The sequence below is a fragment of the Methyloglobulus sp. genome (assembly GCF_964779595.1).
This window is the reverse complement of the sequence record NZ_CBAROL010000018.1, coordinates 15,878-30,356: the sequence shown is the minus strand read 5'-3', so window position 1 is coordinate 30,356 and position 14,479 is coordinate 15,878. Positions and strand designations below refer to the sequence as shown.

10 protein-coding genes and 1 riboswitch are annotated in these 14,479 nt (G+C 48.1%); of the genes, 3 read left to right on the top strand and 7 right to left on the bottom strand.

Annotation, left to right across the window (positions count from 1 at the left end; all coding sequences use genetic code 11):
* Positions 1 to 119 precede the first annotated feature (119 nt).
* Complete coding sequence (locus tag AC1YY3_RS08165; RefSeq protein WP_481823346.1) at positions 120 to 1,967, bottom strand: TonB-dependent receptor domain-containing protein; 1,848 nt, start codon at positions 1,965 to 1,967, stop codon at positions 120 to 122.
* A gap of 108 nt (positions 1,968 to 2,075) precedes the next feature.
* A riboswitch (cobalamin riboswitch) is annotated at positions 2,076 to 2,298 on the bottom strand.
* Here AC1YY3_RS08165 and AC1YY3_RS08160 point away from each other — a divergent pair.
* On the top strand, positions 2,263 to 2,478 hold the full coding sequence (locus AC1YY3_RS08160) for a hypothetical protein (RefSeq protein WP_482194404.1): 216 nt from the start codon (positions 2,263 to 2,265) through the stop codon (positions 2,476 to 2,478). Its footprint overlaps the riboswitch before it by 36 nt.
* Before the next feature lie 14 nt (positions 2,479 to 2,492).
* Here AC1YY3_RS08160 and mutM read toward each other — a convergent pair whose 3' ends face one another.
* The 3 genes from mutM to gltB form a co-directional block, all read right to left on the bottom strand.
* Positions 2,493 to 3,308 (bottom strand): bifunctional DNA-formamidopyrimidine glycosylase/DNA-(apurinic or apyrimidinic site) lyase, encoded by an 816-nt coding sequence (gene mutM / locus AC1YY3_RS08155; RefSeq protein WP_481823347.1) that lies wholly within the window; start codon positions 3,306 to 3,308, stop codon positions 2,493 to 2,495.
* Between the two features lie 145 nt (positions 3,309 to 3,453).
* Complete coding sequence (locus tag AC1YY3_RS08150) at positions 3,454 to 4,896, bottom strand: glutamate synthase subunit beta (RefSeq protein ID WP_481823348.1); 1,443 nt, start codon at positions 4,894 to 4,896, stop codon at positions 3,454 to 3,456.
* Positions 4,897 to 4,923: 27 nt separating this feature from the next.
* Positions 4,924 to 9,543: a glutamate synthase large subunit gene (gltB, locus tag AC1YY3_RS08145; RefSeq protein WP_481823349.1), complete on the bottom strand. Its 4,620-nt coding sequence runs from the start codon at positions 9,541 to 9,543 to the stop codon at positions 4,924 to 4,926.
* A gap of 338 nt (positions 9,544 to 9,881) precedes the next feature.
* Here gltB and AC1YY3_RS08140 point away from each other — a divergent pair, with 338 nt between their 5' ends.
* A complete protein-coding gene (locus AC1YY3_RS08140; protein ID WP_481823350.1) occupies positions 9,882 to 11,099 on the top strand; it encodes an FAD-dependent monooxygenase in 1,218 nt (405 codons plus the stop codon).
* A 49-nt stretch (positions 11,100 to 11,148) separates the two neighbouring features.
* Positions 11,149 to 11,328 (top strand): hypothetical protein, encoded by a 180-nt coding sequence (locus tag AC1YY3_RS08135; RefSeq protein WP_481823351.1) that lies wholly within the window; start codon positions 11,149 to 11,151, stop codon positions 11,326 to 11,328.
* Here the strand turns inward: AC1YY3_RS08135 and AC1YY3_RS08130 are convergent.
* The 3 genes from AC1YY3_RS08130 to AC1YY3_RS08120 form a co-directional block, all read right to left on the bottom strand.
* A complete protein-coding gene (locus tag AC1YY3_RS08130) occupies positions 11,323 to 11,529 on the bottom strand; it encodes a hypothetical protein (protein WP_481823352.1) in 207 nt (68 codons plus the stop codon). The genes AC1YY3_RS08135 and AC1YY3_RS08130 overlap by 6 nt on opposite strands.
* Before the next feature lie 676 nt (positions 11,530 to 12,205).
* Positions 12,206 to 13,360: an NHL repeat-containing protein gene (locus AC1YY3_RS08125; RefSeq protein ID WP_481823353.1), complete on the bottom strand. Its 1,155-nt coding sequence runs from the start codon at positions 13,358 to 13,360 to the stop codon at positions 12,206 to 12,208.
* A gap of 128 nt (positions 13,361 to 13,488) precedes the next feature.
* Positions 13,489 to 14,325, bottom strand: a complete 837-nt coding sequence (locus AC1YY3_RS08120) for a hypothetical protein (protein ID WP_481823354.1) — start codon at positions 14,323 to 14,325, stop codon at positions 13,489 to 13,491.
* Positions 14,326 to 14,479 lie beyond the last annotated feature (154 nt).

The window sequence follows — 14,479 nt, the reverse complement described above, 5'->3', positions numbered from 1 at the left end:
GTAGTAGACAAGCTCATTTTATAAGGTATCCATCAGGTATGCAATGGATACCAATTTGCTGGGCGAGGTATTACTGTGAAACGGTAAAGGTTAAAAACAAGCCATCCTTGGCTGTGGTGCTAGTTATTATAATGGATAGACAGGAAGTAGTTCATACCTTGCTGATTGTAAGTGTCGACTGTTTGGTAGTTTTTATCCAACAAGTTATTGAGTTTGGCGCTTAACATCCAGTTTTTATCGATATGGTAAGCAGCACGTAAATCAAGAGTGACGTAGCCTGCAACCTTGATGTTATTGTCAGGATCGTTAAAACGATGGTCTTGTGCCATTACATTAGCACCCAAATCAAACTGCCCGAATGAGCGGGATAGGTCGAAAGACAGTGATTTATCGGCGCGGCGAGGCAGTCGTTTATTGGTTTCCCTAATCTCAGGATTTAGCATGGTCATGTTCAACTTGGCATTCCAGCCTTGCCATTGTGTGCCGATTTCAGCTTCTAAGCCGTCAATTTGTGATTTGCCGACGTTTTGGGCACTGTAGTTAAAATTTTTGTCCGGTACTGGCGTAATGAGATTGTCGATATTGGTGTGGTAAGCGCGTAATTCCCATTGCACCCAATCATGGTCTCCCGCAAGCCCTACCTCAACCGAAGTGGACTCTTCAGGCTTCAAATTTCGATTGCCATATCTAGGATAATAAAGATCATTAAAAGACGGTGCTTTAAAGGCGTTGCCAAAATTGGCAAACGTGCTGATGCCGTAGTCCCAGTTAGACCGCCATCCGACATTGCCGGTCACATAATTGCCAAATTGTTCGTTTTTGTCCCAGCGCACTGAGGCATTCACAAAATGGTTATCTAAAAATTGGCCGTGGTATTCACCAAACACACCTATGTCATAACGTGATTTTTCAGTGTACGCTACTGTGCTTTCGACTTCATCAAGACGATAATCCGAGCCAAGGATTAGTTTATGTTCATCGGTTAAAGCGACCTCATTCAACCAACTGGCATTCCAGCGCGTGGAATTAAAACGGCTGTCGAAGGCGTTGTTCGTAAAAAACGTATCATACTCATCGCGGCTTTGCCCTAAACGTAGCGTTGTGTGCCAGTTATCAACAATATACATATTGCCTGACAAGCCAACAGTTTGGGTAATAAATTCTGAATGATCGCCGCCAAAATTGGCATCAAATTCGGTATCGCCTTCAGCGCGAATAAAGTTGGCTTCCACTTCGGCATTATTGTCAAAGCGATGTCCCGCTCGTGCATTCATGGCAGTGTTTTGGTAGCCGTCCCGATCTGGTTGGCTAAAACCGAATGGCCCTGTAATAGGCCGACGCGCATTTATGCCTTCCGTACCAATCGAAGATGCACCTAAGCTGTACCAATTGTTCCGCCATTTACCACTTACATTACCCGCAGTACGGTAAGTATCGTAAGAGCCGCCACCTGCATCCAGGCTAAACTGGGGCTTTTCGGAATCACCACCTTTGCGGGTGAAAATTTGGATAACACCGCCGATAGCTTCCGAACCATACAAGCTAGACTGCGGACCACGAATAATCTCGATGCGCTCAACCTGGTCAATAGGCACAAATTCAAAAGGCGTAGAACCCAAGGTTGCAGACCCCACTTTGATACCATCGACCAATACCAACACATGATCGGAATTGGTGCCGCGCATAAACACGCTGGTGGTTGTTCCCAAGCCGCCGCTTTGGGTCATATCAAGTCCTGTCGTACCCCGTAAAAGCTCAGGCAGAGTTTTAACCTGCAATCGCTCAATATCTTTACGGGTGTATATGGTGGATGCTGTTGATAGCTGCTTTTTAGGGGTTTCTGACCGCGTTGCGGTAACCACCATTTCAGGTAAATCGACTATGTTTTGTGTTGGATCGGTTTGTGCGTGTAACAGTGGTGCGTTAACACCCGTAAGTAATAATGAGCTGAATAAGAGTTTTTTCATGTTGTCCTCTGCGCCGCCCGCGCATGATAGTGACTTAATCACAGGGGAGGACAGACGAAGACGCAAGCCGATAGACATCGACTTACTTCGCAACACAGCCCTCCGCTGTACCGAATATGCTTACAGGCAGGTCTCCGGGCTTATCAGTGGCTAAATCTTAAATAGATTTAGCCTGAATCATCACCTTCCCATGCAAAAACACAGTGGCACAAGATGATTCTTTACTGACATACCGTTGCGGGGGCAGCGTCGGCTTTGATTAAATCTTACCGACTTCCCGTTTAATCCTCAGGTGGTGAAACCGTACGGAACCTTAAAGCAGGTGGCGATTATAGCCATTTATGTTGATAAAGCAAGCGATGAACCGTATTCTTATCGGATTATGGTATCTCTGGATAAGTTGATTCCACTTATGGTTCGACAAGCTATGAACAAATGGAATCAACGTGTTACCGTTCTTCCTGAGTCTGTCGAGGCTTCACAGGGCATTCTTAAGGACAATTTTATGTAGGCCCCGCAGTTGGTTTAATGCTGACAATTAATACAAAATACTGTCGAACGGTTAGTGATTCTTATTTCCTTCAAAGGCTGCTGGCAGTGTATGCAAGGGTGTCCGGCACGACCATACACACGTAGCTGTTGCTTAAAATAGCCGGGATTTCCGGCTTCATTGACAAAATTCCGCAGCGTTGTCCCGCCTTGTTGGATGGCATCCTGTAATACGGTTTTGATGCAGCCAGCCAGATGTTGATAACGTGCCAGCGAAATTTTCCCGGCATGGCGTGAGGGATGGATTCCCGCCATAAACAAGGCTTCATTAGCGTAAATATTGCCAACGCCGACGACAATATGGCTATCCATGATGAATGATTTCACGGGCATTTTGCGATTCCTGGACTGTTGGTGAAGATGCTTGCCGTCAAAATCCGGCAGTAGCGGTTCTGGGCCTAAGTCTTTGAGTAAACTGTGTTCTGCTGGTGGAGATGTTGTCCACAACACCGCACCAAAGCGGCGGGGGTCGTTATAACGTAGCACCGTGCCATTGTTGAAGAGGAAGTCGATGTGGTCGTGCTTACCGGCAGATATATCTTCAGGAAGAATCCGTAAGCTACCGGACATGCCTAAATGCAAAATCACCGTACCTACATCAGTAGTGAACAACAGGTATTTAGCTCTTCTGGAGACTGACCTGATGCTGAAGCCAGTCAAGGTTTCATTCAGCGTTTTCGGTACAGGCCAGCGTAATTGCGGTTGCCTGATAATGACTTGTTTGACAATCTGACCATGAATATGTGGCGCGATCCCACGAGCTGTGGTTTCGACTTCGGGTAGTTCTGGCATGGATTATTTATATCCCTCTCATCCTATCTTAGCGGCGCAGATTCCCTACCTGCTACCACTTCCGCCATCCCTGGCGGTCGTCCCTCAAGGGAGAAGGAACTAAATCGGCATTGTTCTGGGAAGAGGGTATTTATTGACGTGCTAATTATCTAGGCAATTCCGAATAACCCATCAAATACTCATCCACAGCGTGGGCGGCTTGCCTGCCTTCACGGATTGCCCATACTACAAGTGATTGTCCGCGCCGTCCGTCGCCAGCAGCGAAGACCTTATCTATCGAAGTTTGATATTGCTTTTCGTTAGCTTTGATGTTGCCGCGAGGATCACGTTCTACACCGAGTTCTTGCAATAAACCATCATGGACGGGATGGACAAAGCCCATTGCTAAGAGTACCAAATCTGCTTGCAGGGTAAACGCACTGTCAGGCGCTTCGCCCATTTTCCATTGACCACCTTCTTGTTTCCATTCAACTTGAATAGCGTTGAGGTGAGTGACTTTACCGTCTTTGCCAGTAACGCTTTTGGTGTTGACACTCCAATGCCGTTGGCAACCTTCTTCCTGAGAAGACGAGGTACGCAATTTGTTCGGCCACAGCGGCCACGTCATCATTTTGTTTTCTTTTTCGGGCGGCTTGGGAAGAATTTCTATCTGCGTGACAGATGCTGCACCTTGTCTAATTGACGTGCCGATACAGTCAGAACCCGTATCGCCACCCCCAATGACAACTACGTGCTTACCTTTCGCACTGATAGCTATATCTTCGGGAATAACGTCGCCAGCATTGCGCTTGTTTTGTTGGCGAAGGAAGTCCATGGCGTAATGAATGCCGTCTAGCTCATTACGGCCTGTCACTTCCAGATCACGTGGTTTTTCAGAACCCACCGCTAACACGACTGCATCATAGTCAGCGAGCAACGCTTTTGATGAGATGTTCGCGCCAATATGGCTGTTAGGCCTGAATTTAACGCCTTCCGCTTGCATTTGGGCAATACGTTTGTCGATAAGATGTTTTTCCATCTTAAAATCGGGGATGCCATAACGTAACAAGCCGCCGATACGGTCATTTTTTTCATAGACGACCACATCATGACCAGCACGAGCAAGTTGTTGAGCACAGGCCATACCTGACGGACCTGAACCAATAACAGCAATTCTTTTGCCAGTCTTATGTAAAGGAATTTGGGGTTTAACCCAGCCCATTTCCCAACCTTTGTCGATAATGGCACATTCAATCGACTTGATAGTGACGGGTTGGTCGTTCAGGTTAAGCGTACAGGCGGCTTCGCAAGGCGCAGGGCAAATTCGGCCAGTAAATTCGGGGAAGTTATTGGTGCTGTGCAAAATAGCCAAGGCGTTTTGCCAGTCACCCCGATGCACCATTTCATTCCAATCTGGGATGATATTGTTGACCGGACAACCGTTATGGCAATAAGGAATGCCGCAATCCATGCAGCGCGCGCCTTGCTGGGACATTTCCGCATCACTAGGGACGAGTGTGAATTCCCGATAATGCTGAATGCGCTCACTCGCCGGCTTATAGCGTCGTTCAGCACGCGGAATCTCCATAAACCCAGTTGGTTTACCCATTGTTAATACCTTCTACTTAAATTGACTTTATGCGGTTGCGGTTGCTTGCAATACCTGAATTTGTTTGAGCGCTTCACGGTAATCAACTGGCATGACTTTGACAAAGCGCGGCAAATAGCTATCCCAGTTTTCTAGGATATGCTGGGCGCGTTGGCTGCCTGTGTAATGTTTGTGGTTTTGTATCAAGCGTTTCAGCCTTTGGGCATCGTTGCGGGTCATGTCCGACATAATATGGACGCGACCATGGATTTCCATGTCGCCGCCCTGATGGGCAATCGCTTCTAGCGTTTCATCTTCTGCGGGAATGGGTTCGAGTTCGACCATCGCCATATTGCAACGTCTGTCGAAGTCGCCGAGTTCATCCAATACGTAAGCAACTCCACCGGACATGCCGGCAGCAAAGTTACGCCCAGTTTGTCCCAGTACAACTACCACGCCGCCCGTCATGTATTCGCAGCCATGATCGCCCACGCCTTCCACGACAGCTATAGCGCCAGAGTTGCGTACAGCAAAGCGTTCACCCGCGATACCATTAAAATAGCATTCACCACTGATTGCGCCGTATAAAACGGTATTGCCGACAATGATGTTTTCAGCCGGATTAATTTTGCATTCTTTAGGCGGTAAGATGGCGATACGTCCACCGCTCATACCTTTACCAACGTAATCGTTCCCGTCGCCTTCCAGCTCAATGCTGATGCCTTGGGCTAAAAATGCACCAAAACTTTGTCCGGCAGTGCCTTTGACATGAATAGCGATAGTGTCATCAGGTAAACCTTTATGCCCATAGCGTTTGGCGACTTCGCCTGACAACATCGCACCAAACGTGCGGTTGATGTTACGGATGGGGATATTGATTTGCACAGGTTTACCGTTTTCCAACGCAGGTTTGGCTTGTTTTATCAACTCATGGTCGAGAGCATTCTCCAGACCGTGATCTTGCTTTTCGCATTGGTAAACCGCCGTATTTTCGGCAACGGCTGGTTTGTAAAAAATACGGCTGAAATCAAGTCCCTGTGCTTTCCAGTGGGCAAGCGCAGGCTGCATGTTCAGCTTATCTGAACGACCAATCATTTCATTGATGGTACGGAAACCCAACTTAGCCATCCAGCGGCGTACATCTTCAGCTACCAAGAAGAAATAATTGACCACATGTTCAGGTTGTCCAGTAAAACGTTTTCTGAGTTCAGGGTCTTGCGTCGCAACGCCTACTGGGCAGGTGTTGAGATGACATTTACGCATCATGATACAGCCAGAAACGATTAACGGCGCGGTTGCAAAACCAAATTCATCAGCACCCAATAACGCACCAATGATGACATCACGACCAGTACGTAAGCCACCGTCAACTTGTACGGCTATACGACCACGAAGTTGGTTAAGCACTAGGGTTTGATGGGTTTCGGCAAGGCCAATTTCCCAAGGCAAGCCAGCGTGTTTGATAGATGTCATCGGGCTTGCGCCTGTGCCGCCATCATAGCCCGCGATGGTGACATGATCAGCATGGGCTTTGGAAACACCTGCTGCTACCGTGCCAACACCCACTTCAGACACCAGCTTGACGCTTATTCTGGCTTGAGGGTTTACGTTTTTTAAGTCGTGGATTAGCTGCGCCAGATCCTCAATTGAATAAATATCGTGATGCGGTGGCGGTGATATTAAACCGACCCCTTGCGTGGAGTGGCGCACCTTGGCGATAACAGCATCCACTTTGTGTCCTGGTAATTGTCCGCCTTCACCCGGTTTAGCGCCTTGGCTGATTTTTATCTGAATGTCATCGGCATTGACCAGATATTCGGTGGTCACACCAAAACGTCCGGACGCAACCTGCTTAATGGCTGAACGCATGGAATCACCATTAGGTAATGGTTTGAAGCGTTCTGACAATTCACCGCCTTCGCCTGTATTCGATTTGCCACCGATACGGTTCATGGCAATCGCCAAGTTGGTATGGGCTTCGTAGGAAATCGAACCAAATGACATCGCTCCAGTCGCAAAGCGTTTGACGATTGCGGCTGCGGGTTCAACTTCATCTAAAGGAATTGGGGCTGTATCTTCCTTGAAGGACATTAAGCCGCGCAGCGTCAACAGCGCCTCATTTTGTTCGTCGATTAGGCTACAAAATTCATCAAACAATTCGCGGCTGTTACTGCGGGTTGCATGTTGCAATTTACTGATAGAAGCGGGTGTCCAAGTGTGCGCTTCACCGCGAATCCGATAAGCGTATTCACCGCCCACGTCTAGGGCTTCTCTTAGCAAAGGCGCATTGCCAAATGCAAGTCGATGGCGGCGCACAGTTTCTTCGCTGATTTCTGCAAGTCCAGCGCCTTCGGTGGTGCTGGTCGTGCCTGTGAAATATTTTTCCAAGAATGGTTCTGATAATCCAATGGCATTAAAAATTTGTGCGCCACAATAAGATTGGTAAGTCGATATGCCCATTTTGGACATGACTTTGAGCAAACCCTTAGACACGGCTTTCACGTAGCGTTTATGCGCTTCGTATTCGCTCAGGCCAGCGATGTTTTCACTCAGGTTTGAAAGGGTATCAAAGGCTAAATAGGGATTGATCGCTTCTGCGCCGTAACCCGCAAGTAAAGCAAAATGCTGTACTTCCCGTGCTTCGCCCGTCTCAATCACCAAGCCGACTTTAGTGCGCAAACCTTCCTGCGTCAAAAAATGATGAACGGCGGAGGTGGCCAATAAAGCAGGTATGGCAATATGGGTAGAATCCATATCGCGGTCTGAAAGCGCGAGGATGTTATTACCGTCTTCCACGGCGTGTTTTGCCGAAAGGCAAAGTCTGTTAATTGCGCTTTCCATGCCGCTTGCACCCATGTCCGTGGGATAACATAACGTTAAGGTTTTGGTCTTGAATGCGCCGCCAGTACGGGTTTCGACACGGCGAATCTTTTCCAGATCCTGGTTGGTTAAAATAGGTTGTTCGACTTCAAGGCGCATGTGCGTCCCGCCTTCATCCAAGCCTAGCAAGTTAGGCCGAGGACCAATAAACGAAACCAAGGACATCACCAATTCTTCACGAATCGGGTCAATTGCGGGGTTAGTAACTTGAGCAAAGCCCTGTTTGAAATAATCGTAAAGCATACGAGGGCGTTGTGACAATACCGCCAGCGCCGCATCAATGCCCATCGAACTGATGGCTTCCTGACCGGTTTGCGCCATTGGTTTGATCAGGAATTCAATGTCTTCCTGGGTATAGCCGAATGCCTGTTGTCTGTCCAGCAAAGTACGGGCATCAGGTGCCATTGCGGAAACTTCAGCAGGGAGTTTGGCAACATGTATCTGGGTTTTGCTCAGCCAATCCGAGTAAGGATGCGCCTGGGCCAATTGAGCCTTAAGCTCGGCATCATCAATGATCCGGCCTTGTTCTGTGTCAATCAACAGCATTTTGCCGGGCTGCAAACGCCATTTTTTGATGATTTTGTGTTGTGGAACTTCAATAACACCCATTTCTGATGCCATGATGACGAAATCATCGTCAGTCACCAGATAACGGGCAGGTCTCAGGCCGTTTCGATCCAAGGTTGCGCCGATTTGGCGACCATCGGTAAAAGCAACGGCGGCTGGGCCATCCCAAGGTTCCATCAGGGCGGCGTTGTATTCGTAAAAAGCCCGCTGTTTTTCATCCATCAAATCGTTGCCAGCCCACGCTTCGGGAATCAGCAACATCATGGCATGAGCCATGGAATAACCGCCAGCGACTAATAGTTCCAGCGCATTGTCGAAACATGCGGAGTCAGATTGGCCTTCTGCGATTAAGGGCCAGAGCTTGTGGATGTCGTCCCCTAACACCTTGGAGGAAATGGAATGGCGGCGTGCTGCCATGCCATTGACATTGCCTGTCAAGGTATTGATTTCGCCATTATGGGCAATCATCCGAAATGGATGCGCCAAATCCCAGGTTGGGAAGGTATTGGTGGAAAAACGTTGATGCACCAATGCTAAAGCACTGGTAATGCGTTGATCGCTTAAATCTGGATAAAAAGCGCCTACCTGATTGGCGAGCAGCATCCCTTTGTAAACGATTGTTCTTGAAGATAGGGACGGCATGTAAAAAGCATGTCCACCGTCCAATTTTAAGTCACGGACGGCATTTTCCACCTGTTTGCGGATGATGAATAATTTGCGTTCAAAGGCATCTTGATCGACGCAATCTGTGCCCTGACCAATAAAAATCTGCCTGATGAAAGGTTCGACAGGCTTGACCGAATAGCCGAGTTCGCGGTTATCAACAGGCACATCACGCCAGCCGAGCAAGGTGGCTTTCTCTTGGGCGACAAATTGAGTCAGTAAGGTTTCGCAGGTAGCGCGGTCAGCTTCATTGCGTGGCAAAAACACCATGCCAACTGCGTATTCTCCGGCTGCTGGAAGGGAAATTCCGAGTTTGCTGCACTCGTCTTGGAAAAAAGCATCGGGAATTTGTAGTAAGATTCCTGCGCCATCACCCGCACAAGGGTCTGCACCCACTGCGCCGCGATGGGTTAAATTCTCAAGTAAATCCAATCCTTGACGCACAATCGCATGGCTTTTTTGCCCTTTTATATGGACGATAAAGCCCACGCCACACGCATCATGTTCGTTGCGCGGGTCATACAAACCTTGTCTGGGCGGTAGATTACTTTGACTCATGGGACACCTCTGAAGTATGTTGATCTAAGGGCTAAGACTTCCCTGTAAACCCTTGTGCCGCAACCCATTTCGATTATTTTTGCGAAGGTCACTGTGCGGCAAAACCACTAAATTATACGGATACTCAGCATTTTTGTCACGTAGTGTTTTGTTGTTTGTGGACTTAATGGCGGTTGAATTTGTATACGGAAAAGTGCTTTTATTGTTGATGGATGATCTATGTTATCTTTAGTGCCATTATACATCCATCTACCAAGATGCTATTGGGTGGCTGTTGCTAGACGATTTAGGTGGAAATTTAGATTGTCTGCATTATCAAGTTTTATTATCGGTAAACCATGAAGCAAAATTTTGATGTAATTATTGTAGGCGGCGGCATGGTCGGTGCTGCGGTGGCTTGTAGCTTGGGCGGTAGTGGCTTGCAGGTGGCAGTGATTGAGAATGCCCCGCCACAACCGTTTTCGCCAGAGCAACCCCATGATTTGAGGGTGTCTGCGCTCAGTATTGCGTCCAGAAAAATTCTTGAAACCGTTGGTGCTTGGCAAGGTATAGAAAACCGCAGAGTTTGCCCGTTCCGCCGTATGCGCGTGTGGGAAACGGCGGGTGACACCGAGTTTTGCAGCGATGATATTGATTATCCCCAGTTAGGTTACATCGTAGAAAACAGGGTGATTCAATTGGCTTTGCTTGATCGTTTGGCGGATTTTGACAATATCACCCTTATATCGCCAGTGGTCATCAATAAGATTCAGTATTCCATTGGCAAATCAACGGAAATAGTCTTGGATGATGGTCGGGTGTTATCGACAAAGATCCTGGTTGCCGCAGATGGTGGGCAATCTCGCGTGAGGCAAGCTGTTGGTCTGGGCGTGACGAGTTGGGATTACAAACAACACGCCTTGGTCATCTATATCGAAACCGAATACGGTCAGCAGGATATTACCTGGCAACGCTTTGTGCCGACAGGGCCGCAAGCATTCTTGCCGTTAAACGGGCATTACGGCTCGATTGTATGGTATCACTCGCCGGATGAGGTCAGCCGATTGAAAGCCTTGCCGTTTAATGAGCTAAAAAGCGAATTAATGGCGGCATTTCCAGAGGCTTTAGGTCAGGTTAAAAACGTATTAGCAACGGCAAGTTTCCCTTTGAAGCGCCAACACGCACAAGCCTACGTCAAGCCCGGCGTGGTATTAGTAGGCGATGCCGCGCACATGATAAATCCATTGGCAGGGCAGGGGGTTAACATAGGCCTACTGGATGCTGCCGCTTTGGGTGAAGTGCTGGTCGATGCCGTCAAGCAAGGCATTGATCCCAGTGAGTTAAAAATATTAAAACAGTACGAAAACATGCGCCGCAATGAAAACCTGAAAATGATGACAGTGATGGACGTGTTCTATCAGGTGTTCAGCAACGAAATCCTGCCCATGAAAATTGCGCGGAATTTGGGTTTGGGTCTTGCTGAACGAATTCTGCCAGCTAAACATAAAATGATGCGGATGGCGATGGGTTTGGAAGGCAAGTTGCCTAAACTGGCAAAAGGCGAGCCAATTATATAACCGCGCAAGCCGAGAGGAGTGCATTCCGTGCACCATAAAACGACAAATCGTGGCATTGTCGGATTTGGTGATGTTGCTTCAAACACCGATGATGTTGGTGCGTAAAACGCACCCTACTTTGCTGCATTATGCGCTGCTAGCGGCACAAGATGCGTTCCCACGCTGGAGCGTCACTGCCATTAAGTTAAGGCATACGGAGTCAAAAAACATGTTTTTTGGTCTCTTATAAATAGCGAATGCCGACGCGCAAACCTAGGTTTGCACTCCAAGTTAACGCTGCCTCAACGCTTAACTGTGGGCAGTGATGCCGAAGCATGGGAACGATAAAAGTAGCCCGTATGAAGTGTAACGGAATACGGGAAATCGCCTCTGCCGGACGGGGCATGTTGCCCCGTTCGTAGGGTTTCGACGTGGCACAAAACCTATCCATCGGCAAAACGTGAGTGACGGGGCAACATACCCCGTCACGCAGAGGAAAAAACCAAAACCATCCCTAGCAGCACCCCCAATCTACGTAATTTCGTGTTATTTTTGTTCATGATATATCTCCAAATTATTGTTATTGTTAAATTTAATGTTTTGTGAGTGTGTAGGCTGGGTTGATAAATCCAGCAAACACCGCCATGCTGGGTTTCCGCTAAGACTTCAACCCAGCTTATGGACTCATTCAATCTATTTCGGGTGTATCTTTGTGTACACTTATCCTAAAGTTGTCGAAACGGGCAGTGTAGTCCGAGCGTACGCTGTTCGGTCCACTAAGTTGATCGTTATCAGCGCATAGGATGTGCCGAGGCACGAGGCGCATCAATCGCGAACGATGCGCTTCACACTTCGTTCAGCACATCCTATAGTTCTGCCATTAAGTTAAGGCATACGGAGTCAAAAAACATGTTTTTTGGTCTCTTATAAATAGCGAATGCCGACGCGCAAACCTAGGTTTGCACTCCAAGTTAACGCTGCCTCAACGCTTAACTGTGGGCAGTGATGCCGAAGCAGAGGAACGATAAAAGTAGCCCGTATGAAGTGTAACGGAATACGGGGCATCGAAGCCACGAAAACCCGGATTCCGCAAGCCCCATCCAGGCTACTGGCTACCGATTTACAGGTTAGTGATCATATTTCAGTGTGCTAGGGTTAGTTTCCCCAAAGGTCAAATACCACGGCTGTTGCAAAGAGCCACCATTTGCAGCAGAAGGTACGAAAATACTAAAGGTCTTAGTCCTCACGTTGTAGCGGCGGACTTCACCTGCGTGGATACTCGTCACCGGGCCACTGACACCCGCTATAGGCCCGTTGATCGGAATAAAGAGGCGGCCTTGCGGGCCAAAAAGCAGGGCTTGGGCGAATGCCCGGCCATCTGCTCCCACTTGGGATTGAGGCAGTGCGAGATTGATCTGGTCTACGCAACTACCATTTCTATCGAATACAAGAATTTTGTCGTTGTCGTCCGTGGCTGCACGGAAGGCGGTGACATAGAGCTTTTTATCGGGTCCAAACACCAAGCCTTCTGGTCGGTGAAGATGTTGAGTACAACCACTGCCTGGATTACCAGCAGGATTATTGACAAAAGTATCGACCAATTTACCCGTGCGTGGATTAAAACGCAGGATATAGCCTGAGATAGGGTCAAAATTGGGATCAGTTGGTTCTAGGCTACCGATAACCGACACATATATCAGGCCGTCAGGACCACGCACTATACCGCGAGGAAAAAACGGAGCGGTGAAGCCGGTAGTATCGAAATTTCTAAGAAATTTGCCGGTTTTAGCATTGATCTCCTTGACATGTCCGGGCGGTTGGAAATTAGGGCCTACGCTGAACAAGTCGGCCACTAAGACAGTATTTTCCGAGCCGCGAATAAGGCCACGGGGAATAAACGGGGAATCAGGATCACATGTGTTTCGATCAAGGGGCGGATTACAGGGAACCAACGCATTTAGGAAACTCCCATTATCCCGGTAGCGCAGAATTTCACCGGCAAAATCTTCAAAGACATTCTGGTTTACGACGAGTAGGCGGTCTTCTAAGAAAATCATCCCTCTCGGCCCTTCCAACCCACCGCTGCCGGGTGCTACAAAATTGTCCAGATACTCCCCCGTTCTGGCATCGAATCGCTTTACCGAATCGTCAGCCCCATCACCGATATACAGAAAGTCATCAGCACTTGCGGGCGTAATAAAACTAAAACTTGCTGCCAGCGTTAGCAAAACTATGCCTAGCAGCACCCCTAAACTTCGTAATTTCGTGTTATATTTATTCATGATATATCTCCACGTTACTGTTATTGTTGAATTTAATGTTTTGTGAGTGTGTAGGCTGGGTTGATAAATCCAGCAAACACCGCCATGCTGGGTTTCCGCAAAGACTTCAACCCAGCTTATGGACTCATTCAATCCACTTCGGGTGCATCTTTGTGTACACTTATCCTAAAGTTGTCGAAACGGGCGGAGTAGTTCGCACGGAAACTCCCCAGATCGGGCGCAGTATTATCTGGACGTGCGAACACGCCCATCGAACTACGTAACAGGATACCCGACGCGCTTGGGGTGGATATCCTTCCTAGACGATGTTCGTCAATGTAATACGTTGTTGTGTGGCGGACGAAATTGTGAAGCATCGTGATGTGGTACCACTTATTCAGGCGGATAGTCGTGGTGAACTTAGGTGCGCTGCCAGGAACTGCGCCAAAATCCCAGGCCTCCACTTTTCCGGCTGAAGACAAGCCGATTTCGCCTAGGGTTTCGCCAGCACCTGAGCGCGTGCTTATCGTTTGCGAAAAAAATTCGCCGTTTGTTTTTGGTTTCGACGTGGCAATTCGTAGGTCTGCATCGACGCGGGCGAAGGTATTAGCTGGTGTCACTGTGAAATCGACGGGATGCCGGTACGAACCAACGGCATCGTAAGGTGCTGTTATTCCCTCAGAACCTATTAGAGCATCACCACGAACCTCAACCGATTGTTTTCCGCTTTTTGCCACAGCATCCGTAATAGTTGCCGCCGTAAGATTTAAGAACGGTGGAATTGCCGTTGACCACCCATCCGTTCCTAACAGTTGATTGCCAGGCAGAAATATCGGTTGCTCGAAACTGGTCTTGTAAACCGTTTCCGCCCTCGCCGTATTAGCCATGCCTAACATTCCGACCACCCCAACCAACGCAAGCGCGGCAAGATTACGGCACTTGTTTTTGTTAGTGCCAGTTAGATTTGTTTTTATAGTGATATTCATAGTATTAGCTCCTTGTGGTTAGAGTTATTGTTTCTTCGTTAGCTAGCTTTACTATCTTTTTGTCGATTTGTGGGTATTACCCTTCACTTATAGACGTTTCTATGATACATAATTACCTCAATGTTGATACCCTACCTGTGGAGGGTATTTGGTC

Bases quoted from the DNA above. Each gene is read 5' to 3' on its own strand.
- AC1YY3_RS08165 (WP_481823346.1), bottom strand. From the start codon at position 1,967: ATGAAAAAACTCTTATTCAGCTCATTATTACTTACGGGTGTTAACGCA.
- mutM (WP_481823347.1), bottom strand. From the start codon at position 3,308: ATGCCAGAACTACCCGAAGTCGAAACCACAGCTCGTGGGATCGCGCCA.
- AC1YY3_RS08150 (WP_481823348.1), bottom strand. From the start codon at position 4,896: ATGGGTAAACCAACTGGGTTTATGGAGATTCCGCGTGCTGAACGACGC.
- gltB (WP_481823349.1), bottom strand. From the start codon at position 9,543: ATGAGTCAAAGTAATCTACCGCCCAGACAAGGTTTGTATGACCCGCGC.
- AC1YY3_RS08140 (WP_481823350.1), top strand. From the start codon at position 9,882: ATGAAGCAAAATTTTGATGTAATTATTGTAGGCGGCGGCATGGTCGGT.
- AC1YY3_RS08130 (WP_481823352.1), bottom strand. From the start codon at position 11,529: ATGGATAGGTTTTGTGCCACGTCGAAACCCTACGAACGGGGCAACATG.
- AC1YY3_RS08125 (WP_481823353.1), bottom strand. From the start codon at position 13,360: ATGAATAAATATAACACGAAATTACGAAGTTTAGGGGTGCTGCTAGGC.
- AC1YY3_RS08120 (WP_481823354.1), bottom strand. From the start codon at position 14,325: ATGAATATCACTATAAAAACAAATCTAACTGGCACTAACAAAAACAAG.